Origin of the sequence: Rhodoblastus sphagnicola (genome assembly GCF_002937075.1) — a bacterium.
Taxonomy (GTDB): Bacteria; Pseudomonadota; Alphaproteobacteria; order Rhizobiales; family Beijerinckiaceae; genus Rhodoblastus; species Rhodoblastus sphagnicola.
The window spans coordinates 1-22,344 of record NZ_NHSJ01000138.1 but is presented as its reverse complement, the minus strand read 5'-3'; the positions used below and the strand labels follow the sequence as shown (position 1 = coordinate 22,344).

20 protein-coding genes are annotated in these 22,344 nt (G+C 64.1%); 8 read left to right on the top strand and 12 right to left on the bottom strand.

The window, feature by feature from the left end; translation table 11 throughout:
* Positions 1–59 precede the first annotated feature (59 nt).
* Positions 60–1,325 carry a tRNA (N(6)-L-threonylcarbamoyladenosine(37)-C(2))-methylthiotransferase MtaB gene (gene mtaB, locus CCR94_RS23385; RefSeq protein WP_104510684.1) on the bottom strand — a complete coding sequence of 422 codons (1,266 nt, stop codon included), beginning with the start codon at positions 1,323–1,325 and terminating at the stop codon, positions 60–62.
* Positions 1,315–2,202 carry a diaminopimelate epimerase gene (dapF, locus tag CCR94_RS23380; protein WP_244594208.1) on the bottom strand — a complete coding sequence of 296 codons (888 nt, stop codon included), beginning with the start codon at positions 2,200–2,202 and terminating at the stop codon, positions 1,315–1,317. Before dapF ends, mtaB begins: the two co-directional genes overlap by 11 nt.
* 106 nt (positions 2,203–2,308) lie before the next feature.
* Here dapF and CCR94_RS23375 point away from each other — a divergent pair, with 106 nt between their 5' ends.
* Positions 2,309–2,956, top strand: coding sequence for a GyrI-like domain-containing protein (locus CCR94_RS23375; protein WP_104510682.1), 648 nt, complete (start codon positions 2,309–2,311; stop codon positions 2,954–2,956).
* A gap of 29 nt (positions 2,957–2,985) precedes the next feature.
* Here the strand turns inward: CCR94_RS23375 and leuB are convergent, their stop codons facing one another.
* The 3 genes from leuB to CCR94_RS23360 all read right to left on the bottom strand — a co-directional run bounded on the left by leuB (position 2,986) and on the right by CCR94_RS23360 (position 7,794).
* Complete coding sequence (gene leuB, locus CCR94_RS23370) at positions 2,986–4,092, bottom strand: 3-isopropylmalate dehydrogenase (protein WP_104510760.1); 1,107 nt, start codon at positions 4,090–4,092, stop codon at positions 2,986–2,988.
* A gap of 154 nt (positions 4,093–4,246) precedes the next feature.
* Positions 4,247–5,785 (bottom strand): porin, encoded by a 1,539-nt coding sequence (locus tag CCR94_RS23365; protein ID WP_104510681.1) that lies wholly within the window; start codon positions 5,783–5,785, stop codon positions 4,247–4,249.
* Positions 5,786–6,069: 284 nt separating this feature from the next.
* Positions 6,070–7,794, bottom strand: coding sequence for a SulP family inorganic anion transporter (locus CCR94_RS23360; protein ID WP_244594207.1), 1,725 nt, complete (start codon positions 7,792–7,794; stop codon positions 6,070–6,072).
* A 160-nt stretch (positions 7,795–7,954) separates the two neighbouring features.
* On the opposite strand from CCR94_RS23360, the gene glk reads away from it, so the two are divergent.
* On the top strand, positions 7,955–8,926 hold the full coding sequence (gene glk / locus CCR94_RS23355) for a glucokinase (RefSeq protein ID WP_104510680.1): 972 nt from the start codon (positions 7,955–7,957) through the stop codon (positions 8,924–8,926).
* A gap of 57 nt (positions 8,927–8,983) precedes the next feature.
* Here the strand turns inward: glk and ppa are convergent, their stop codons facing one another.
* The 3 genes from ppa to CCR94_RS23340 all read right to left on the bottom strand — a co-directional run bounded on the left by ppa (position 8,984) and on the right by CCR94_RS23340 (position 11,617).
* Positions 8,984–9,520 (bottom strand): inorganic diphosphatase, encoded by a 537-nt coding sequence (gene ppa, locus CCR94_RS23350; RefSeq protein WP_104510679.1) that lies wholly within the window; start codon positions 9,518–9,520, stop codon positions 8,984–8,986.
* Between the two features lie 84 nt (positions 9,521–9,604).
* Entirely contained in the window at positions 9,605–10,120 is a 516-nt protein-coding gene (locus CCR94_RS23345; protein WP_104510678.1) for a GNAT family N-acetyltransferase, read from the bottom strand.
* Between the two features lie 162 nt (positions 10,121–10,282).
* On the bottom strand, positions 10,283–11,617 hold the full coding sequence (locus tag CCR94_RS23340) for a carbohydrate porin (protein WP_146090169.1): 1,335 nt from the start codon (positions 11,615–11,617) through the stop codon (positions 10,283–10,285).
* 217 nt (positions 11,618–11,834) lie between these two features.
* Between CCR94_RS23340 and CCR94_RS23335 the strand changes: the two genes are divergently transcribed.
* The 5 genes from CCR94_RS23335 (at position 11,835) to gor (ending at position 16,920) form a co-directional block, all read left to right on the top strand.
* Positions 11,835–12,317 (top strand): hypothetical protein, encoded by a 483-nt coding sequence (locus tag CCR94_RS23335; RefSeq protein WP_104510676.1) that lies wholly within the window; start codon positions 11,835–11,837, stop codon positions 12,315–12,317.
* 57 nt (positions 12,318–12,374) lie between these two features.
* Entirely contained in the window at positions 12,375–14,264 is a 1,890-nt protein-coding gene (locus CCR94_RS23330) for an ABCB family ABC transporter ATP-binding protein/permease (RefSeq protein WP_244594205.1), read from the top strand.
* Positions 14,265–14,326: 62 nt separating this feature from the next.
* Positions 14,327–15,040, top strand: coding sequence for a ribose-5-phosphate isomerase RpiA (gene rpiA / locus CCR94_RS23325; protein WP_104510757.1), 714 nt, complete (start codon positions 14,327–14,329; stop codon positions 15,038–15,040).
* Between the two features lie 22 nt (positions 15,041–15,062).
* On the top strand, positions 15,063–15,542 hold the full coding sequence (locus CCR94_RS23320) for a DUF2059 domain-containing protein (protein ID WP_104510675.1): 480 nt from the start codon (positions 15,063–15,065) through the stop codon (positions 15,540–15,542).
* Between the two features lies 1 nt (position 15,543).
* Positions 15,544–16,920, top strand: a complete 1,377-nt coding sequence (gor, locus tag CCR94_RS23315) for a glutathione-disulfide reductase (protein WP_104510674.1) — start codon at positions 15,544–15,546, stop codon at positions 16,918–16,920.
* Between the two features lie 7 nt (positions 16,921–16,927).
* Here gor and CCR94_RS23310 read toward each other — a convergent pair whose 3' ends face one another.
* From CCR94_RS23310 to CCR94_RS23300, 3 genes are all read right to left on the bottom strand, one after another.
* Positions 16,928–18,232: an Nramp family divalent metal transporter gene (locus CCR94_RS23310; RefSeq protein ID WP_104510756.1), complete on the bottom strand. Its 1,305-nt coding sequence runs from the start codon at positions 18,230–18,232 to the stop codon at positions 16,928–16,930.
* A 142-nt stretch (positions 18,233–18,374) separates the two neighbouring features.
* A complete protein-coding gene (locus CCR94_RS23305) occupies positions 18,375–19,874 on the bottom strand; it encodes a phosphomannomutase/phosphoglucomutase (protein ID WP_104510673.1) in 1,500 nt (499 codons plus the stop codon).
* A 61-nt stretch (positions 19,875–19,935) separates the two neighbouring features.
* On the bottom strand, positions 19,936–21,348 hold the full coding sequence (locus CCR94_RS23300; RefSeq protein WP_104510672.1) for a mannose-1-phosphate guanylyltransferase/mannose-6-phosphate isomerase: 1,413 nt from the start codon (positions 21,346–21,348) through the stop codon (positions 19,936–19,938).
* A gap of 532 nt (positions 21,349–21,880) precedes the next feature.
* Between CCR94_RS23300 and CCR94_RS26750 the strand changes: the two genes are divergently transcribed.
* Positions 21,881–22,159 (top strand): transposase, encoded by a 279-nt coding sequence (locus CCR94_RS26750; RefSeq protein ID WP_104510671.1) that lies wholly within the window; start codon positions 21,881–21,883, stop codon positions 22,157–22,159.
* 12 nt (positions 22,160–22,171) lie between these two features.
* Here the strand turns inward: CCR94_RS26750 and CCR94_RS23290 are convergent.
* On the bottom strand, positions 22,172–22,344 hold a 173-nt coding region (locus CCR94_RS23290; protein ID WP_146089881.1), incomplete at its 5' end, for a transposase domain-containing protein.

The window sequence follows — 22,344 nt, the reverse complement described above, 5'->3', positions numbered from 1 at the left end:
CTCCGACAATTTGCCTCAAATTGACGGCGGCGACGTTACCGAACGCGAGGCTTTTGAATTCATGATGAATCGGCGGTTATGTCGAGCGAACCGGCGGAAACCCCCAAGACATCGGCCTCGAACAGGGCGCCGGGCGGAAAGCCAAAGGTTTTCGCCGGCGTGAAATCGGCCGATCGCCCCATGCCGCCACGCTCGGCGAGGATTTGCACGCGACGCCCGACCTGCCGGGCGAGATGGCGCTCCAGGGCCAGATCGCCCTCCGCGCGCAGGGCGGCGGCGCGCGCCTTGACGGTCGCGGCGGCGACCGGCTTCATCCGCGCCGCCGGCGTTTCCGGGCGCGCGGAAAACGGGAATACGTGGAGAAAGGCGAGGCCGCACTCCCTAACCAATGCGCGGCTGCGCGCCGCGGCCTCCTCGTCTTCCGTGGGAAATCCGGCGATCAGATCGGCGCCGAAAGCCATGTCCGGGCGTTTTTCACGCAAGCTCGCGCAGAAATCCACCGCTTGGGCGCGGCTGTGGCGCCGTTTCATCCGCTTGAGAATGAGATCGTCGCCCGATTGCAGCGAAAGGTGCAGATAGGGCGTCAATCGCTCTTCATGAGCGAAGGCGGCGACCAGATCGTCATCAGCCTCGATGCAGTCGATCGACGACAGCCGCAGACGCGGCAGTTTCGGCAATTCGCGCAGCAGAAGCCGCACGAGACGGCCAAGTCTCGGCGCCCCGACGAGATCGCCGCCCCACGAGGTCAGATCGACGCCGGTGAGCACAAGCTCCTTGTGCCCTGTCTCGACGAAGCGGCGCGCCTGCGCCAGAACTTCGTCTTCCGCGACGGAGCGCGACGGGCCGCGCCCCTGAGGGATGACGCAAAAGGTGCAGCAATGGTCGCAACCATTCTGGACAGCGAGGAAGGCGCGCGTGTGGCCTTCGAGCGCGGAAAGCAGCGGCGCCGGCGCATTGCCGCGCCGCGCCCGCGCGATAGGCGCGACGTTTTCCCGGGAGGCGAAATGGTCCCAGCTCGTGGCCACGGTCTTTTCGGCATTGCCCAGGACATGCGCCACTTCGGGCATGGCGACAAAGGTCTCCGGGGCGATCTGCGCCGCGCAGCCGGTGACGACGATGCGGCTCTCCGGTCTTTCGCGGGCGATGCGGCGGATCGCCTGCCGCGCCTGCCGCGTCGCCTCGGCGGTGACGGCGCAGGTGTTGACGATCACCAGGTTCTTTTCAAGCCCCTGTTCGGCGAGGGCGCGCATCACCTCCGACTCGACCATGTTGAGCCGGCAGCCGAACGTGACGACTTCCGGACTCGCGTCGGGTTCAGCTTTCATCTTGGCCCGAAAAAACCGCCGCATCGAGCACACGGCTGAATTCCACCTCGACCGGGCCGGTCATTTCGACGTGATCGTCGGCCTCGCGCCAATGGATGAGCAGATCGCCGCCCGGCAGCGAAATCCTTGCGAAACGCCCCGCCAGCCCCGCGCGCGCGGCGGCGACGCCGGTGGCGCAGGCGGCGGTGCCGCAAGCCAGAGTCAGGCCCGTCCCCCGCTCCCAAACTTTCAGCCGGATATGGTCCGACGCCAGAGGCTGCGCCAGCGAGATGTTGGCCCGTTGCGGAAACATCGGATCGAATTCGAGTTTCGGGCCGATCACTTCCAGATTGAAGGCGTCGATTTCCTCGACGAAGAAGATCGCATGGGGATTGCCCATGCTGACGCAAGACGCCGACGGCAGGCCGAAATGGCCAAGTTCGACCGAGGCCGTGTCGACCTCGCGCGCCAGCGGAATGTCGCGCCAGCCGAGACGCGGCGGACCCATGTCGACCGTATAGGCCAGCGGTCCTTCGCGCGACACTTTCAGCTTGCCGGCGGAGGTGGCGAGCCGCAACTCGGTGGCGCCGGTTTGCTCCGCAAGATAATGCGCGACGCAGCGCGTGCCATTGCCGCAGGACGCCGACCGCGAACCGTCCTGGTTGAAAATGGTCATGAACGCGGTCTCGTCGCGCGCGGCGGCGTCGCCGAGCACCATCAACTGGTCATAGGCGAGACCCGGCGCGCGCGCCAGGGCGCGGGCGTCCTCCGGCCGGGGCAGGAAACCGGCGCCGCGCAAGTCCAGCACGAGGATGGCGTTGCCAGCGCCGTTCATCTTGTGAACCTCGCGCCCGACCAAAGGATTTTGCGCAAAAGCGCCAGAGAGCCCCATGTCCATGCTTGCCCGCCGTTCATGTCCGGTTTAGGCGGTATATAAGAGAAAAGCCGGCGCGGGGCCACCGCGGCCTGCTGAACCCATCTGGATTTTTCCGTTGGAGCTTGCCATGAAGAACGGCTTTTTTGGTTTCTGCGGCGCGCCACTGTTCGGCATGTTGGCGCTGGCCGTCGCGACCGTTTCGAGCGCGGCGCAGACGCCAACGCCGCCGGCCACGCCCCCAGCCACGCCGCCCGCAGGCGCTTCAGTCCCCAAACCCGCGGTCACGGAGCCGCCCGCCGCCGTCCCGCCCGAAGAATCGCTGAAACCTTCCGACATCGCGGCGCGTCCCGCGCTGGTGCTTCACAGTTCGGCGAATTGGGAGGAAGGCTACGCCAAAATCAAGGACGGCCTCGAAAAGCTGCGCGCGGCGGCGCAAAAGGCCGGGTTGAAACCCGTTAACCACGCCATGGCCGCTTTCACCGAAACCGACGACGCCGGGTTCAAGTTCGACGCGCTGCTGCCGGTCGAGGCCCCATCGGGCAAGCCCGATCTGATAAATGGCGCGCTGCTCGGCGCAACGCCGGCCGGAAAGGCGATCAAGTTCACCCACACCGGCAGCTATGACGACATCGACACCACCTACGACGCCATCACCGCCTATCTCGACGAGAAGGGCCTGGAGGCGACCAACGTCTATCTCGAGGACTATCTGACTGAAGGCAAGGACGCCGGCGATCAGGCGCTCAAGGTCGATATCTACGTTTTCCTGAAATAAAAAGGCGGCGCTTTCGCGCCGCCGGATTTTCAAAGCGCCTTTTTCAGCGCGTTGGCGATCGCGTCGCCCATCGCCGAGGTTGAAACACTCGATGTCGCGTCGCCCTTGATGTCGGCGGTGCGCAGGCCGGCGGCGAGCACATCGGAAATGGCTTTTTCGATGAGGTCGGCGGCTTCGATCAGGCCGAAGGAATAACGCAGCGCCATGCCGAACGAGCCGATCATGGCGATCGGGTTGGCGATCCCCTTCCCGGCGATATCCGGGGCCGAGCCGTGCACGGGCTCATACATCGCCTTGCGCTTGCCGCTGGCGTCGGCCGCGCCCAGCGAGGCCGAGGGCAGCATGCCCAGCGATCCCGTGAGCATGGAGGCGACATCCGACAGCAGGTCGCCGAACAGATTGTCGGTGACGATCACGTCGAACTGCTTGGGGTAGCGCACGAGCTGCATGCCCAGCGCATCCGCCAGCATGTGTTCGAGTTGCACGTCGGGGTAGGATTTCTTGTGGACGTCGGTGACCACTTCCTTCCACAGCACGCCGGACTTCATCACATTGTTCTTTTCGGAGGACGTGACCTTGTTGCCGCGCTTGCGCGCCATTTCGAAAGCGACCGCCGCGATGCGTTCGATCTCGTAGGTCTCGTAGACCTGGGTGTCGACGGCGCGCTTCTGGCCGTTGGGCAGATTGGTGATCTCCTTCGGCTCGCCGAAATAGACGCCGCCGGTCAGTTCGCGCACGATCATGATGTCGAGGCCTTCGACCAACTCGCGCTTGAGCGAGGAGGCCTCGGCGAGCGCCCGATAGCACAGCGCGGGCCGCAGATTGGCGAACAGCCCCAAATCTTTTCGCAACCGCAGCAGGCCCGCTTCCGGGCGCACCTCGTAGGGGACATCGGCCCATTTGGGGCCGCCCACGGCGGCGAGCAGCACGGCGTCGGCGGCCTGCGCGCGCGCCATATCCGCCTCGGAAATGGCTTGTCCGTGCGCGTCATAGGCCGAACCGCCAACCAGACCCTTTTCGAACTCGAACTTGGCGAGACCCGCGCCGGAGATGACGTGAGCGACCTTTTCCACTTCCGCCGTCACTTCCGGCCCGATGCCATCGCCGGGAAGCAGGAAGATATTATAGCTCGCCATCATAAGCCTCTTTGCGGATCGTTTGGGGATTGGCGGCCTTGCTAAACCCGCGCGCCCCGCTTGGCAAGAATGGCTTTGGCGCGCCGCGCAAAAGAAAATCCCGCGAGCCGAGGCTCGCGGGACAGGAATTTTCCCGAATTCGCTTGAAGCGAGATCAGAAGGTCCAACGGGCGCCGACGGACGGAGCCCAGTTGACGGTATAGAGATAGCCGTTCGCCAGGCCATTGGTGACGACCGTGTATTGCACGCCACCGTAAACCTGGAAGCGCTTGTTGAAAGCATACTGGGCCATCACGCCGAAAGCATCTTCCTGTCCGGAACAGTTCGAATTGGAGGCGTTCGAGCACTTCCTCGCGGCGGTGGCGAAAGAATTCTGTTCGAGGTGGTAATACGAGCCGGAGAGGGTCAGCTTGTCGTTGTAGGCCCAGGCCGCGCCGCCCCAGAACACCTCGAGGATTTTCTGATTCGGGAACGGGTTGGTGTTGGTCACGATGTAACGATAGTCGTTCGGATCGTAGTAGGACACCAGGTTCGCGGCGGAATAACCGGCCGTCGGCATATCCGAAGCATTGGTCATGCGGATGTGTTCGTAACCGCCGGCGAAGGTGAACTGGTTCCAGACGTACTTGCCGGCGACAGAGATTTCCTCGTTGTTCGAAAGAGTCGCGACGGTGCGCCAGCCATTGTTGTAGGCCGTCGTATAGATGCCGGTGATCGAGCTGAGGCCGCCGAGGGAGATCGCGTCCTTGGTGTAATGATAGGTGCCGTCCAACGTGAAGCCGGCATAGGTGCCGCCGAGGTTGAAGCCGTAGGACTCACCCTTGCCGGCCATGACGCCCTGCGAGTCGGCGAGCTTGACGATGGCGCCGCCGTAGATCGGGCCGTAGGCGACCTTGTACTTCAAGCTGTTGTCCAGACGACCGGCCTCGGTGGTGCCGCCCGCGAGCGAACCGGAGAAGCCGAGCAGCGAGAAGGCCGGCGCGCCCTTGAGCGGGTCGAAAGCGCTGAGTTCGTCGGTGATGAAGGTGGTGTGACGACCGTAGGTCAACTGACCGAGGACGTCATGCTTGAAACCACCCCAGTACTGGTTGTTGAAGGCCTGACCGCCACGCGAGGAATCGCCGTTGGCGCCCTGGTAGGCGGCCGTCTTGCCAGCCATGCGGTAGAGCGAGTTCGGGCCGTCGAGCAGCGAGGCCGTCGCGACGTCGAAGTTGGTCTCGGCGTCGGCGACCACTTTGAAGCCATAAAATCCCGTATCCCAAGACCCCTTGATGCCGACATTGCTGTAGCCGAGGCCGCCCGGAGCGGCGCCGAGGTGGGGGTGGTTGGAGAATTTCTGGATGCCGTAAGGCACGCCATAGGGGTAGCCGCCGTCAATCTGCGAGCCGTGCGACTGCCAGCCGGCGCCGAGGTCCACGGCGCCGAAAACGGTCAAGCCCATGTAGGAGATGTCGCGCGGATCGGAGAGAAAGCCCACCACGGCGTCGTTGCTGATCCCTCCGCCGAGGATGGCGAGAAGGTTGTTGAAGCGGCTCGGCCCCTCAACGGCCGGGCCCTTGACGGCCGGACCGGCGACGTCGGCATGATGCGCCTTGACGTGCTTGACCTTCTTGGTCTTCGCTTCGGCGGACACGGCGCCGGCGGCGGTGGCCAGGGCGACGAGCGCCACGGCGGTCATGAACTTGGTCTTCATCCCACACTCCAGATTTTTGGCCTTCAGGCCATAGGCGTCTCACCGAACCGCCTTAAGAATTTCCGATGGAGAGCGAAGCCCCCCTCCCGACACCTAAATGCTTAAATTGCGCCTTGATTTTTTACAATCGCCACAGACGTGTTTCAGCCGGCCCGGCCAGCGAAAGACACGCGGTGTTGCTTTTCTACCATAGCTCAACGGCAGCGTCCTGGCGCTGCTAGACTATAGTTGAGCCGCCGCGATGACGTTATGCGGCGCCGCATCTGGATTTATTCATAAAAGCGTCACGAAACGTTTCCATCCGCAGCCGCACCCGTCCTCACGAATGCTTGCGCTCCGAGACGTCGCAAAGCGTCGTCCACACTGTAGAACAATCGCTCCCCAATAGAATCGGTCGCGCCGAGGGCGTCGAGCACGCCGAAAGTCTTCATGGCTGCTTGGGCCCGAACGGATTCCAGCCGCGCGATCGCGAAATCGCAGCCGCGCGCATGACAATGATCTATTGCGGCAGCCAACGCCCGCGCCGCCGTGTAATCGATCGAGACGACCGCCGATGCTTCAAGCACGATGAGTCGCATTTGCGGTTGCTCGGCGGCGCGCTGCAACTGTAGCCGGCACCGGTCGGCGTTGAGAAACGACAGCGGCGCCTGAAAACTGACCACGGCGACGCCCGCCAGGGTTTCGCCCTCAACCAGGGGATTGCGCGGCCACCAGACGGTTTCGCCCGGCAGCCGCTCCAAGGTCTGCAAATCGGTCTGCGTCGTGGCCCAGGCGCCGTGGATCAGCGACAGTATGATCGCCAAGGTCACGCCGGTTTGCACCGGGAGCAGCACCACGGCGGCTGTCGTGATCGCCATCAGCAGGAATTCCGGCCGCGAACGCCGACAGATGTCCCGCATGTCGCCCAGCCTGAAAATGCGGCCGGCGACAAACAACAAAGTCGCCGCCAGCGAGGTCTCCGGCGCGTGACTCAAGAAATTTTCGCCGAATGCGGCGAGAAGCCCCAGAGCCAAAGCCGCCGTCAATCCTGAAATCTGGGTCTTGCCGCCGCTGGCCGCGACCATGGCCGTTCTTGGCGGACTGGCGTTGACGGGAAAGGCTCCAAACAGCCCCGCCAGCACGCCGCCGGCGCCGACGCCAAGGAAATCGCGGTTGATGTCGGGCTCCTCGCCCGACGAACCGGGATAGGCGCGCGAGGTGGCGGCGCTCTGCACCATGATCACCAGCGTGAGGATCACCGCCAGACCCACAAGCTTGAAGACTTGCTCGACGCTGGCTTCGGGCGCGGCCAATTGCGGCCATTCGACGGGAAAGGCGCCGATGACGGGAAGCGCCGACGGATCGACCTTGAGCAGCAGCGCGCCCAAAGTGGCGCCGCCGACCGCCAGCAGCGCCCCTGGCAGCCGGGGCGCATAGGTCTCGATCACCAGGATCGAGACCAGGCAAACCAGGCCGACGGACAGGGCCAGCGCCTTGATTTCGCCGATCTGCGCCGCGATCTGGGCCACGCGCTGCAAAGTATCTCCAGAACCGGCCGGCAGCCCCAACAGCGCCGGCAGTTGCGACAGGGCGATGTGGACGGCTATGCCCGCGAGAAAGCCGGTCAGCACGGGCGTGGACAGCAGATTGGCGACCCAGCCGGCGCGAAACAGCCCGGCCCCGGACATGAACAGGCCGACGAGAAGCGCCAGCAGGGCGGCGAGCGCCGCATATTGCGGGCCGCCCACGGGCGCGATCAAGGCCAGCGAAGCCGCGAAGATCGGCGTGATCGTCGAATCCGCCCCAACCGACATCTGGCGGTTGGCGCCGAGCAAGGCGAAACCCAGCGCGCCCGCGATGAACGCATAGAACCCGATGGAGGGCGCGAATCCGCCCAGACGCGCCGTCGCCATCTGCTCCGGCGCGGCGATTGCGGCGAGGGTCAGGCCCGCCAGCAGATCGGCGCGCCACGTCAGCGCGGCCCCGCGCAAGGCGCCAAAGACCAACCGGCTATTTCCCATCCCGTTCATGCGCGCTTCCTCCGGACGCAATTTGTCCGACGCCGCACGCCAAGGGAAGAGCGCGTTCGGCGATCTCCCGCGCTGTTTTGATCATGATCCAATCCGAGGGAGCCACTTTGCCCGATTTGCGCTAGCATTATGCCGGCTCGGGCTCATTGGAGGACTTCACATGATCGCCAACGGCTCAAACGAAGAAATCATCGCCGTCGCCGATATTGGCGGAACCAATGCGCGCTTCGCGCTGGCCCGTGTTGGGCGCGACGCCAGCCCGGAACTCGGTCAACCCGTCGTGCTGCGCACCGCCGATTTTCCCGATCTCGCCTCCGCTTTTGCCGCTTTTATCGGCGGCCTCGACGGCGCGCGCCCCAAGCGCGGCAGCTTCGCCCTGGCCTGCCCGATTCGCGGCGAAACACTGAAATTCACCAACAATCCCTGGACCTTGCGGCCGGCGACGCTCGCGGCGGACCTCGGGCTCGATGAAGTTCGGCTGCTCAACGATTTCGGCGCCGTGGCGCATGCCGCCGCCAAGGCCGACCTGTCGAATTTCACGCATATCTGCGGGCCGAATCGCCCGCCGCCGCGCGCCGGCGTGATTTCGATCCTGGGTCCGGGCACCGGCCTGGGCGTCGTGCAACTGATCCGGGACGGCGCCGCCTATCGAGTGGTCGAGACCGAGGGCGGCCATATCGACTTCGCGCCGCACGACGCTTTCGAGGACGGACTGCTGGCGCGGCTGCGCGAGAAATTCGGCCGCGTCTCGGTCGAGCGCGTGCTGTCGGGACCGGGCCTCGCGGAAATCCTGTTGGCGCTTCCGGGCGCGCCCGCGCAACGGCCGGCGGATCCCGCGCTGTGGGCGGCGGCCATCTCCGGAGCCGACGCGCTCGCGCGCGCGGCGCTGCAAAAATTCTGCCTCTGCCTGGGCGCGGTCGCGGGCGACCTCGCTCTCGTCCACGGCGCCGAAGCGGTGATCCTCGCCGGCGGCCTGGCGCCGCGCATCGCGTCCATGCTCACCGCCCTCGGCTTCGCCGACAGGTTCCGGGCCAAGGGCCGCTATCGCGAGATGATGACCAACATCCCCGTCTGGATGATCGCTCACCCGCAACCCGGCCTGTTCGGGGCGGCGGCGGCCTTCCAGCCGTAAAAAAAGGGCGTGGCCTTTTCTTTTGGCCCGCGCCCTCTCCATTGCCCGTAAAGACGTTTACTTTTTCTCGATCTTGGCGCGCTCGACGGCTTCCAGGATGACGCGCTTGGCCTCCGCCGCGTCGCCCCAGCCGGCGAACTTGACCCACTTGCCGGGTTCCAGATCCTTGTAATGGCAGAAGAAATGCTCGATCTGCCTCCACGTGATCTCCGGCAGATCGGTATAGTTCAGCACCTTCTCATAACGCTGTGTGAGCTTGGGGCTCGGCACGGCCAGGATTTTCTCGTCGCCCCCGCCTTCGTCGGTCATTTTCAGCACGCCGATCGGGCGGACGTTGATGATGGCGCCGGGAATGATCGGGCGGGTGTTGGCCACCAGCACGTCGCAGGGATCGCCGTCTTCCGAGAGCGTGTGCGGGATGAAGCCGTAATTGCCGGGATATCGCATGGGCGTGTAGAGGAAACGGTCCACCATCAGCGCGCCGGACGGCTTGTCCATTTCATATTTGATCGGCTCGCCGCCAATCGGAACTTCGACCACGACATTGATGTCTTCCGGGCAATTCCGGCCGATACTTATGGCGTCGAGACGCATTGGGCTCTCCAATGATTGAACTGAGGCCCTTGTTTAGTCATTGCCTCGACAATCGCAACCGGAACTTTCCGCTACCCTTTCCGATCAGGCGACGCCCTCGAAACCGAAGGCGATGCGTCCCAGCCGGACTCCGCCGAACAGTTCGCTCGCCCGACGAATTTCCTTGCCGCCGAGCCCCCGGTAGAAGTCGATCGCGCGCGCGTTGTCGGCGAGCGACCAGATCAGAACCCGGTCGATGCCGTTGGCGGCCAAATCTTCGCGACCGCCCAGGAACAGACGCCGCCCAAAGCCAAGCCCCTGATATTCCGGCGCGAGATAGAGTTCGAAAATCTCGCCTTCGTATTCGAGCGACGGCGCCCGGTTGCGCCCATAGGACACATAGCCGCCCACCCGCCCGCGCATGGACAGCACCAGCAGACGGCTGCCCTGCAACACCGCGCGTCGCCACCACTCCGGGCCACGCCGCGCGATCAGCCGCTCCAGCTCCCGGCCGGGGATCAGGCCGCGATAGGCCTCGCGCCAAGCCGAGTCATGCACGGCGGCGATCTGGTCGGCATCGCCGGGCATTGCGCGTCTGATGGTGATGAGCGCCTGCGACATGAGCGAGATGTTACGACCAAGCGTCGCCAGCTGGCAAGAAGGTTCCGCGCGAAAGGCTTATTGCGCCGCCGCCAGCGCTTCACCTGTTTGTCACAAAACAGATATGAGACCGGAATGCTTTACGACGTCGCCCGGTTCGGCGATCCCCGCTTTGGGATCATGCTAGAAATTGATCGTGCTGCGGACGCCGAGCACCAGGGCGTTGCGCGTCGCCGCGCCGTTCAGCCGCGCGCCCGGATGGAAGACATATTCCAGCACCGGCTGCACGCCGAAGCCGGGAGCGATCTGCGTCTGATAGGTCGCTTCGAGCAAGGCTTCGTAGTCCGGTCGCACCGGCGACCCCGCGTCGATCGCCGCCGCCGCCGCGCTGTCGGAGATGTGCATGTAAGCGAATGAGACGCCCGCAACGTCATTGGCCCGGCCTGGAACGAAACCCGAGAGATTGAGGCCCGTGTCGAAGTAGAAATCCGAAACGTTGCGATCGCCCGGCGCGCCGAACACGCGCAGGAAAGCGCCCAGGCCTTTGGTCGGATCGCTTGGCGCCTTCACCAACTGCTGGTCGATCATGCCATAAAAGCCATAATCGCCGCCATGCAGCGCCGCCGGCAAGCCGCTCGTCAAGGGCTGGCCGGTCACGTCGTAACGCAAATCCTTGAACGCGCCGACATGCTGCCAGGCGCCGAGCTTGACCGTTCCGGCAAGGCCGGGCGAGTCCTTGTCCTGATTGTACTTGATCTGCGCTTCCTGCATGATCAGCGGCGGATCGCTCAGGCGGAAGTTGACGCCGTAGCGGTTGCGAAGCTGCGGATCGTTGCTGCCGGGGCCGGCCGGATCGCCGTCATAAATGCCGATGACGTAAGTGAAATTGTCGTTGAAGTCATATTTGGCGCGCATGCCGGGCGAGGCGAAGGGATAGGCGGGACCGCCGCTTGGAAGGTCCGAGACGAGAACGCCAGGCCATCCCGTGGTCGAATTCGCGAACAGCGCCGCATATTTCGAGGCGACGAAATCGGTGTCGGCGCCGAGTTGGCCGAACCGCACCGACAGCTTGTCGTTGAACAGTTTCTGCTCGTACCAAAGCTCATAGAGGCGGATGGTGGGAAGGGCCTCGATGTAGCTCTCGGCCAGCAGATTGGTCAGATAATTGTGCGACAGGCTGGTCCCATGCGTCCAAAACCCTTCGACATGGATGGTCCCGCCGTCCAGATTGGCGACCTTGCCCATGTCCGCTTCGAGCACGGCGTCGAGACGCCCGTCGTAAACCACGCCCTGGCGCGCGCCGCCGGTCGGATTGCCCAAGACTTCGCCGATATAGGTCATCTGCAAGGTCAGACCATGATCGGCCAGCGACTTCTTGAAATCGCCGATCGGCGCCAGCGCCGGGACCGAATCGATGATGGAAGGCGGCGCGTCGTCGGCGCGCGCCGAACCCGCGCAAATCGCGGAGGCGGCGAGAGCGAAGGCCACAAGACCGGATTTCCGATAGGCGTTTTCCATCTTGTCCCTCTCTGATTCACCGGGAGCAATCGTCGCCTTGGAATCGACAATCCCGGCCGATTTGGCAAGGTTCAAGGCTGCGATTTGGATCGATTCCGATCTATGATAACCGATCAAGCTTGCGCGCGCCCGACGCAACTCGGACACCGATCATTCCACGGCGTCGATTTTCCGTTAAGGTGCGCGGAACCGCCGAAATGAAAGCACGCTTTTAGCAATGGCCAAGAAAAGCAAGACTCGGGCGCCTGTCGCGCCCGCAACTTCCGACAAGCCTGTCGTCGTCATAAAACAGAAAAAGCGCGTCTCCAGCAAGCTGGCGCTGACCCTGCCGCTGTCACGCGCGCGAAAACTCGCCAGCGACCTCCACCAGGCGGCGGGATTGCGCCTGTGGGCGGAAGCGATCGAAGCCGCCGCGCCCGAAGTTCGCGAGGAACTGATCCAGTTGCAGGACGCCATCTGCGACGCCGGCGACCTGCTCAAACAGGCCAAGTCGAACAATCCCAAACATTTGGCCCTGTTCATGGTCGCATGTTGCGAACGCGACGGTCGGCCAGCCACGCCGCCGCAATTCGTCACCGCCGCCAGCGAGGATGAGGCGGTTGCGATCTGGAAAGCCGCTTTCAAGGGACAATTCGGTCGGCGAAAACCTCGCGCGCAACGCGTGCCCGAGCGCGGCGAAGAGGTGGGATTGCATGTGTAAAGCTTGTCGCCGACTCCGTCGCCCCCATATCCACGGCTGACACAAGCGAGCAACGCCTTGAACCAACAAATCCCCGATCGCCGGCCGGCCCCCCTGTGGTCCGTCCTGCTGGAACTTTCGCCCTATGTCTGGCCAAGCCGGCGCGGCGATCTCAAATTTCGCATCGTCATCTCCTTCGCCCTGCTGATTTTCGCCAAGCTGGCGACGGTCGCCATGCCCTATGCGTTCAAATGGGCGACCGACGCCCTGACCGACATTTCCAAGGGCGAGGCTCCCGCTGCGGCAATGTTTGCCGGCCCCATCGCGCTCACCGCGCTTTATGGCGCGCTGCGGGTCGCCATGGTCGGCTTCACCCAGGCGCGCGACGCGCTGTTCGCCGAAGTGGCGATGAACGCGGTGCGCCGGCTCGCGCTCGACGTGTTCGTTCATCTGCACGCCCTGCCGCTACGCTTCCATCTCGAGCGCAAGACCGGCGCGCTGACGCGCGTGCTGGAGCGCGGCCGCAACGCCATCGAGACGTTGACCCGCCTGATCATGCTCACCGGCGTTCCCACCATCTTCGAACTGGCTCTTGTCCTCGGCGTGCTGTTGTTCCAGTTCGACGCGCGCTACGTGGCCATCGTGGTGATCACGGTGATCGTCTATCTCGGCTACACCTATGTCGCCACCAACTGGCGCATCGCCATTCGCCGCTCGATGAACGAGAGCGATTCCGACGCCAACGCCAAGGCCATCGACTCGCTGTTCAATTACGAAACGGTCAAATATTTCGGCGCGGAAAAACGCGAGGCCGAGCGTTACGACCGCACCATGGCGCGCTACGAGCAAAACAGCGTCAAGAGCTATGTGTCGCTCACCGTGCTGAACTTCGGCCAGGCCGTGATCTTCACCATCGGCATGATCGCGCTGATGACATTGTGCGTCACCGGAATTCAGGCCGGACGCAACAGCGTCGGCGATTTCGTGCTGCTCAACGCCATGATGATCCAGCTTTACCAGCCGCTGAATTTCATGGGCATGGTCTATCGCGAGATCAAGCAGGCGCTGATCGACATCAGCGCCATGTTCGATATCCTGAAACAGCCGAACGAAATCTCGGATGCGCCGGACGCCCCGGCCCTGATCGTGAGCGCGGGCGCCTTGCGGTTCGACGACGTCCATTTCGCCTATGACCCGGCGCGCCCGATCCTGCGCGGCTTGAGTTTCGAGGCGCCCGCCGGGAAAACGCTGGCGATCGTCGGGCCGTCCGGGGCCGGCAAATCCACCATATCGAGGCTGATCTTCCGCTTCTACCAGCCGCAGCAGGGCCGCATCCTCATCGACGGGCAAGACATCTCGAAAGTCTCGCTGGTGTCCCTGCGCGCCTGTCTCGGCATGGCGGCGCAGGACAATGTGCTGTTCAACGACACCATCCGCTACAACATCCTCTATGGCCGCCCCGATGCGACCGAAGACGAAATGCGGGCGGCGGCGGCTCTGGCGCGGATCGACAAATTCGTGGAGGTGGCGCCCGGCGGTTTTGAAGCGCAGGTCGGCGAACGCGGCCTGAAATTGTCCGGCGGCGAGAAGCAGCGCGTCGCCATCGCGCGGACCCTGCTGAAAAATCCTTCCATTCTGGTGCTCGACGAGGCCACCAGCGCGCTCGACACGCTGACCGAGCGCGAAATCCAGGAGACGCTGGAAGACCTGCCGCGCAAAGGCGCCACCATCGTCATCGCCCACCGCCTGTCCACCATCGTCAAGGCCGATGAAATCCTGGTGATCGACAACGGGGCGATCGTCGAGCGCGGCGATCACGATAGCCTGCTCGCCCAGGGCGGGGTTTATGCCGCGCTGTGGAACCGCCAGCGCGCGGAACAACACGCGGAGACGCCGGACCAGCCTGAAACGGAAACCCCGAGGGAAAAACGCGACGACGAACTGCTGTTCGGCGCGGCGGAAATTTGAGCGCCGATTGCCTTTCGCGCCCCGAGCCTTTAGGCGTAAAATTCCAGCAGGAGGTCGCGCCCTTGTCTCTTTCTCCAGTCGAACAATTGAAACGGCAGGCCGCCGAACGCGCCGGCGCTCTGGTGCGTTCCGGAATGAAGCTTGGCCTCGGCACGGGTTCGACGGCGGCCCATTTCGTCGATTGCCTCGGCGAAAAGGTCCGGGACGGGCTTGATGTGGTCTGCGTGCCGACGTCGGAACGCACCCGCCTCCAGGCGGAGGGCTGGGCCATAAGACTCACGACGCTCGACGAAATCCCTGAACTTGATCTCACCGTGGACGGCGCCGACGAATTCGATCCCGCGCTGCGGATGATCAAGGGCGGCGGCGGCGCCCTTTTGCGCGAGAAGATCGTTGCGGCGTCCTCGAAGCGCATGGTGGTGATCACGGACCCCTCCAAGGAAGTGGCGCGTCTCGGCAAATTCAAGCTGCCCGTCGAGGCCGATCTGTTTGGCCTCACCGCGACCGCCCACAAGATCGCGCGCGCGGCGAAGGCGCATGGCTGCTCCGGCCCCGTCGTCCTGCGCAAGACGACGAGCGGCGAGCGCTTTCTCACCGATGGCGGCAACGCCATTTTCGATTGCGATTTCGGCTCCATTCCCGACGCCGACGCGCTCGCCGCGGCCCTCAACGCCATCCCCGGCGTGATCGAACACGGCCTGTTCATCGGCATGGCCACCGCCGTGATCATCGCCGATCCCGCCGGCATTCGCGTGCTTGGCGATCTCCAGGCCTGAGAGGTAAAGTCTGAGAAGCTCCATGCGCCGTCTGTTCGCCTCGCTGCTGATCGCCGCCCTCGCCTTTCCCGTCCATGCCGAGGACGTGGACCCGGATTCCCTTCGGCTGGCGCGGCTTGTCGTCGAAAGCTCGGGCCTCGCGCGCTCGTTCCACGGCCTGACGGAAGCCATGCGCCAGGACATGTCGCGCGTTGCGACGACGCGGCCGGACCTCGCCACCGACCTCAACGCCGCGCTTGCCGACATTCAGCCGGATTTCGACGCCCAGGCGGACGCCATGACGGCCAAGGCCGCCGCGCTCTATGCGCAAAAACTCTCGCGCCGCGAACTGGCGGATTGCGCCGTGTTCTTCGCCGGAGCGTCCGGCAAGGCCTATGTCGCGGCGCAGCCGGCGCTGATGGGCGATCTGGGCGCGGCGGTGACGGACTGGCGGCGCGCGGCTTCCGTGACGCTGATGACCCGATTGCGCGAAAAACTGCGCGCCAAAGGCAAGGATTTTTGACATGACCGCCTTCGACGTCGATCTCTTCGTCATCGGCGCCGGGTCCGGCGGCGTGCGCGCGGCGCGCATCGCGGCGGGCCATGGCGCGCGCGTCATGATCGCCGAGGAGTTCCGCATTGGCGGAACCTGCGTCATTCGCGGCTGCGTGCCGAAAAAACTCTATGTTTACGCCTCGCGCTTCGCCGACGATTTCGCGGCGGCCGAAAGTTTTGGCTGGCGCCTGCCCGGCAAACCCGAATTCGACTGGCGCAAGCTCGTCGCTGCGAAAGAGGCCGAAATCAGCCGTCTGTCAGGCCTCTACCAAGCCAATCTCGCCAAGGTCAATGTCGAAATCGTCCAGCAGCGCGCCGAAATCGAGGGGCCGAACGCGGTGCGGCTGGTCGCTTCCGGGCGCCGGGTCACAGCGCGACACATCCTCGTCGCCACCGGCGGCGCGCCGCGGATGCATCCGGTTATACCGGGGATCGAACACGCCATTTCCTCGAACGAAGTTTTCGACCTTCCCGAGTTTCCCCGCCGACTGGTCATTGTCGGCAGCGGCTATATCGCCGTCGAATTCGCCAGCATTTTCGCCCGCCTCGGCGCGGAGGTCACGCTTCTCTTCCGCGCCGACCGGATTTTGCGCGGCTTCGACGATTTTATGCGCGAGGGTCTGAGCGAGGCCCTGACAGCGACCGGGGTGCGGCAAATGCCAGGCGTCCTGCCGACGGCGCTGGAAAAGACCGCCGCCGGTCTGTGCGTGAAACTGTCGAACGGCCAGTCGCTGGTGGCCGACCAGATTCTGGTGGCGACCGGCCGCGCGCCGCACACCCAAGGGCTGGGGCTGGAGAAGACCGGCGTCGCCACGGATCGAGACGGCGCGATCGCTGTCGATGCCGAAAACCGCACGACTATCCCGTCGATCCACGCGGTGGGCGATGTCACCAACCGGGTCAATCTGACCCCGGTGGCGATTCGCGAAGGCCATCTGCTGGCGGAACGTCTGTTCGGCGGGGGGACGCAGACGGTCGATTACGACTGCATTCCCAGCGCGGTCTTCACCACGCCGGAAATTGGCGTGGTCGGCCTGACCGAGGCCGAGGCGCGGGAACGTTGCGCGACCTTGGATATTTACCAAACCTCCTTCCGCCCGATGCGGGCGACCATTGCCGGCGGCGCCGACCGGGTGCGGATGAAGATTGTCGTCGATGGCGACAGCGATCGCGTGCTCGGCGTTCACATTCTCGGCGACGCCGCCGCGGAAATGGTTCAAGTGCTGGCCATCTCGCTGCGTCTGGGCGCGAAAAAGGCCGATTTCGACGCGACCATGGCGCTGCACCCTTCCGCGTCCGAAGAACTGGTCACGCTGCGGACGCGAACGGCGCGTTACACGCGTTAACCTTTTGTCAGGAGACGATTTCGTAACCCAGACTTTGCGCGATCAGCACCGCGTTCAACGCCAGAATCGCCGCCGCCGCCAGACCGCCGCCCCATTGCACGGCTCTGCCATTGACGAACGGCCCCATAATGTCCGCCCGCCCGGTGAAGATCAGCAGCGCGATCATCGGCGCGGGCAGCGCCACGCTCAGCACCACCTGACTTGCGACCAGCGCATGGGTGGCGTCGCAGCCCAGCGCGACGACGACAAAGGCGGGAATCATGGTGATCAGGCGGCGCAGCAGTACCGGGATGCGAAAACCGACAAAACCCTGCATGATCATTTGCCCGGCCATGGTTCCGACCGTCGAGGAGGACAAGCCGGAGGCGATCAGCGCCAGCAGGAACACGCTCGCCGCCGCGCCGCCCAACAAAGGCGTCAACGTCTTGTAGGCGGTCTCGATCTCCGCGACGTCGCTGGCGCCGGCATGAAAGGCGGCGGCGGCCACCGCGACCATCGCCATATTGACGAAACCCGCGAAGGCCAGCGCGACAAAAGTTTCCCGGTTGGAGAAGCGGATCAGCATGCGCTTTTCCGCCGCGCCGTGCGAAGGCGTGCGGTTTTGCGTCAGCGCGGAGTGCAGAAACAAGGCGTGCGGCATGATTGTGGCGCCGATGATCCCGACGGCGATGGTCAGCGCGCCCGAGTCGACGATTCTTGGCGTGAGCAGTCCGCCGGCGGCGCCCGCCCAGTCGACCGACGCGACACAAAGTTCAATGATGTAAGACGCGCCGATGATCGCGACCAGCAAGCCGATCGCCAGTTCCAGCGGGCGGAAGCCGAAGCGCTCGAAGCTGAGCAGGCCGTAGGACAGAATCGCGGTAATGGCCATGCCCACCATCAGCGGCACATTGAGCAGCAGGGAAAAGCCGATCGCCCCGCCCAGGAATTCCGCCAGATCCGTCGCCATGGCGGCGATTTCGCTCACGCCCCACAACAGGTAGACCACGGGTTTCGAGAAATGGTCGCGGCATAATTCCGCGAGATTCCTGCCGGTGACTATGCCCAGCCTGGCCGACAGCGCCTGGAAAACCATGGCGACGCCATTGGCCAGAAGCACGACCCACAACAAACCGTAACCGTATTTGGCGCCGGCCTGGATGTTGGTCGCGAAATTGCCGGGGTCCATATAGGCGATGGAGGCGATGACCGCCGGCCCCGCGAAAGCCAGCGCCGCGCGCCAATCCTTGCGCTCGCCGTTCAGGACCGCGCGCGTGGCGGCCTGCGATTGTTCGGTCAGACTCCGGGGGTCGGCGACAACGCGTGTGTTCATGGCGCGATCCAAACAGATTGCTGGTGTCACGCACAACAATGCGCCAAACAGTTGGTTTGGCGCAAACGAACAAAACACGTTTTTGTGATCGTTTTTTTCGATAATAAAGAACAGAAGACCCGGATGGTTCCGGGCCTCAGGATCAGATGGTCTGGTTGTACGCGCCGACTTCCGGATTTTCGCGCAGCACGGCGTCCACCGCCTTGAACATGGCGTAGAGATTTTCCTTGGAGGCGGGGCTTTCGATCACCACGACCAGTTCGGGCTTGTTGGAGGAGGCGCGCACCAGCCCCCAGGTGCCGTCCTCGACGGTGACGCGCACCCCATTGACCGTGACGAGGCTTTCGATGTTCTGGCCGATGATCCGGTCGCCTGCCGCCTGCATGGCCTCGAACCGCGCGATCACCTTGTCCACCACGCCATATTTCACCTCGTCGGCGCAATGCGGCGACATGGTCGGGGAACCCCAGGTCATCGGCAGGTCGGCATAAAGGTCGGCCATGCTCTTGTCCGGATTGCGGTCGAGCATTTCCAGCACATGAACCGCCGTCAGCAGGCCATCGTCATAGCCGCGCCCGACCGGCGTGTTGAAGAAGAAATGGCCGGATTTTTCAAACCCCGCCAGCGCATTCAACTCGTTGACGCGGCGCTTGATGTGGCTGTGCCCGGTCTTCCAGTAGTCGGCCTTGACCCCGTGCGCCTTCAAAACGGGATCGCTGGCGAACAGGCCGGTGGATTTCACATCGACCACGAAGGTTGCGCCGCGATGAAGTTTTGACAGGTCGCGGGCGAGCATGACGCCGATCTTGTCGGCGAAAATCTCGTCGCCGTGATTGTCCACCACGCCGCAGCGGTCGCCGTCGCCATCGAAACCCAGGCCGACGTCGGCGCCGGTTTCGCGCACCTTGGCGGCCATGGCGTGCAGCATCGCCATGTCTTCGGGATTGGGGTTATAGCGCGGGAACGTGTAGTCCGGCGTCACGTCGAGCGGAACCATTTCGCAGCCGAGACGCTCCAGGAGTTGCGGGGCGAAGGCGCCCGCCGTGCCATTGCCGCAGGCGGCGACCACCTTGAGCTTGCGGTTCAGTTTCTTGCCCGACGCGAGATCGTCCAGATAGATCCGGCCGAAGTTCTCGACATATTCGTAGCCGCCGCCTGAGCGGCTCTGGAACCGGCCTTCCAGCACGATGTCGCGCAGCCGCCCCATTTCATCCGGGCCAAAGGTCACCGGACGCTGCGCGCCCATTTTGACGCCGGTCCAGCCATTGTCGTTGTGCGACGCCGTGACCATGGCCACGGCCGGGCAATCCAGCGCGAATTGGGCGAAATAGGCCATGGGCGACAGGGCCAGACCGATATCCACCACCTCGACGCCGCCAGCCATCAGGCCGCACATCAAAGCCTGCTTGATCGAGGCCGAATAGGAGCGGAAATCATGCCCGGTGGCGAGGCGCGGCTTGACCCCCATTTCGTGCAGCAGCGTGGCGAGGCCGAGACCGAGCGCCTGCACGCCCATCAGGTTCAGCTCCGCGCCGAACAGCCAGCGCGCGTCATACTCGCGAAAGCCGGTCGGCTTCACCAGAGGCAGGCGCTCATATTCGAACGTGTTGGGCTCAAGGACGGCGACGGGCTTGGGCAGCATGTTGGACTCGCAAGGAAAAGGCCGCCATGCACAGGCGCCGGGGGCCGAGAGGAAGAGAAGATCACGCGCGGTGATAGACGTCCTCGATGCGGACGATGTCGTCCTCGCCGAGATAGGAGCCGGTCTGCACCTCGATGAGTTCCAGATCGATCTTGCCGGGATTGACCAGACGGTGGACGCTGCCGATCGGCAGGTAGATGGACTCATTCTCGTGCACCATCACGGTTTCGGCGTCGCGGGTGACTTCCGCCGCGCCGCACACGACGATCCAATGCTCGGCGCGGTGATGATGCTTTTGCAGCGACAGCTTGTGGCCGGGCTTGACCACGATGCGCTTGACCTGGTGCCGCTCGCCGCTGTCGATGGACTGGTAATAACCCCAGGGGCGATAGACGCGGCGATGCTCCCGCGCTTCCTTGCGCTTGCGGCGTTTCAGCTCATCGACAAGATTCTTGACCCTGTCGCCATATTGCGCGCCGACCACCAGCACGGCGTCGTCGGTGGTGACGACGATCACGTCCTTCACGCCGAGCACGGCGGTCAGCGTGTCATCGGCGCGAACGTAGCAATTCTCGCCATCGACCACGACGCCATGGCCGCGAATGGCGTTGCCATGGTCGTCCTTGTCCGACAGCTCCCACACCGCCTGCCAGTTGCCGACGTCCGACCAGCCGATGTCGGCGGGGATGACGGCGGCGTGCGAGGTGCGCTCCATCACCGCATAGTCGATGGAGGTTTTCGGCGCCTTGCCGAAAGCCGCCTTGTCCAACGCGAGGAAGCCGAGGTCCGTCCTGGCGCTGGCGAAGGCTTCAGCGGCCGCTGCGGCGATTTCCGGCTCGAAGGCGGCGAGTTCGCCGCGCATCACGTCGGCGCGGAAGAAGAAATTGCCGGAGTTCCAGAGATAGCCCTGCGCGATATATCTTTCGGCGGTCTCGGCGTCGGGCTTTTCGACGAAAGCCTCGACCTTGGCGACGCCGGACTCCGCCACGGCGATGGCGCCCGGCCGGATGTAGCCGTAACCCGTCGCCGGTCCGGTGGGCGTGATGCCGAGCGTGACGATATGGCCCAGCGCCGCCGCCTCGCCCGCCTTGATGCACAAAGCCCGGAACGCCTCGACCTTTTGCACGACATGGTCAGCCGCGAAGACCGCGACCAATGCGTCGGGCGCGCGGGCGGCGGCGATTTCGCAGGCGATGGCGACGGCGGCGGCGGAATCGCGGCGCTCCGGCTCAAGCACGATCTGGCCGTGAACGCCGATCTCCTCCATCTGTTCCTGCACGAGAAAACGGTAATCGTGGTTGGTGACAATCACCGGTTCGTCGAAAATTGCGGCGTTCAGCCGCAGCAGCGTGTTCTGAAAGGTGGACCGCTCGCCGAGCAAAGCGATGAACTGCTTGGGCATGGTCTCGCGCGAGGCAGGCCAAACGCGGGTACCCGAGCCGCCGCACATGATCACAGGAATGATTTTCTTCATGCTCTCCTCAGCTCGGTCTGCATGTCTCTAATCCGGCCTCACCATTGGCCGGCAAAATACGCCGAACCATTAACGTACACCACCAGCGTCGCACCTGCTGCGATCATGCCGACACACAGCCAATTGACCGCCGAAGGCTTCCGGCGGACATGGGCTGTTCTCATGTTCGCAGTCAACCATTTTGAGCACAGGAGATCGCACTGGTTTGGCCGGGACGCTGATCTTCGGGATGCCCACGGCAGGAGACGGGGCCTGAGAGGCTGAAAATCTTTCGATTTCTGGTTCAATCAGGGAGTCGCCAAGGCTCTCGGAGGTTAGAATCGGCGCCGAGATCGAGATTTTTGCGGGCATGGCCGATGACAGAACCCGACGAGAGAGAACTTTTTGACGGTCTGCCGCATCAGACTGCGCCGGAGCGCACCAACGCGGCGGCGGCGCGGCGGCGGCGCGGCTTCGCACGGCGGAGCGACGGCAGGTAGCCTTGCGGGCTGTCTGTCTCGATGAACTCGTGCAGCACGACCATCGGGTCCGCATGGTCTGGCGATTTGTCGAAGGGCTCGACCTGACGTCGCTGCTTGCAGGCATAAAGGCTGTGGAAGGCCGCCCCGGCCATCCGCCGGCCGATCCACGCATTCTTTTGGCGCTGTGGCTTTACGCGACGGTCGAGGGCGTGGCGAGCGCACGGCAAGTGGCGCGATTGTGCGAGGAGCATGTCGCGTTTCAATGGCTGTGCGGCGGGGTCGGAATGAACGCCAAGACTTTGGCGGATTTGTACGCATCCGACCGGCGCCGCAGGCAGCCTCGGATTTGACCGCTTCAGCGATCAGGCGGCGACAGTGGCGGCGAGCTGGCGCTCTCTCCACTTCCAAGGCAACAGGTCGTCGATCTGTTTGGCGGGATGATCCGGCAGGCGCGCGAGGAGATCGGCGAGCCAAGCCTGCGGGTCAATATCGTTGAGCTTGCAGGTTTCGACCAGTGTGTAGACGGCGGCGGCTC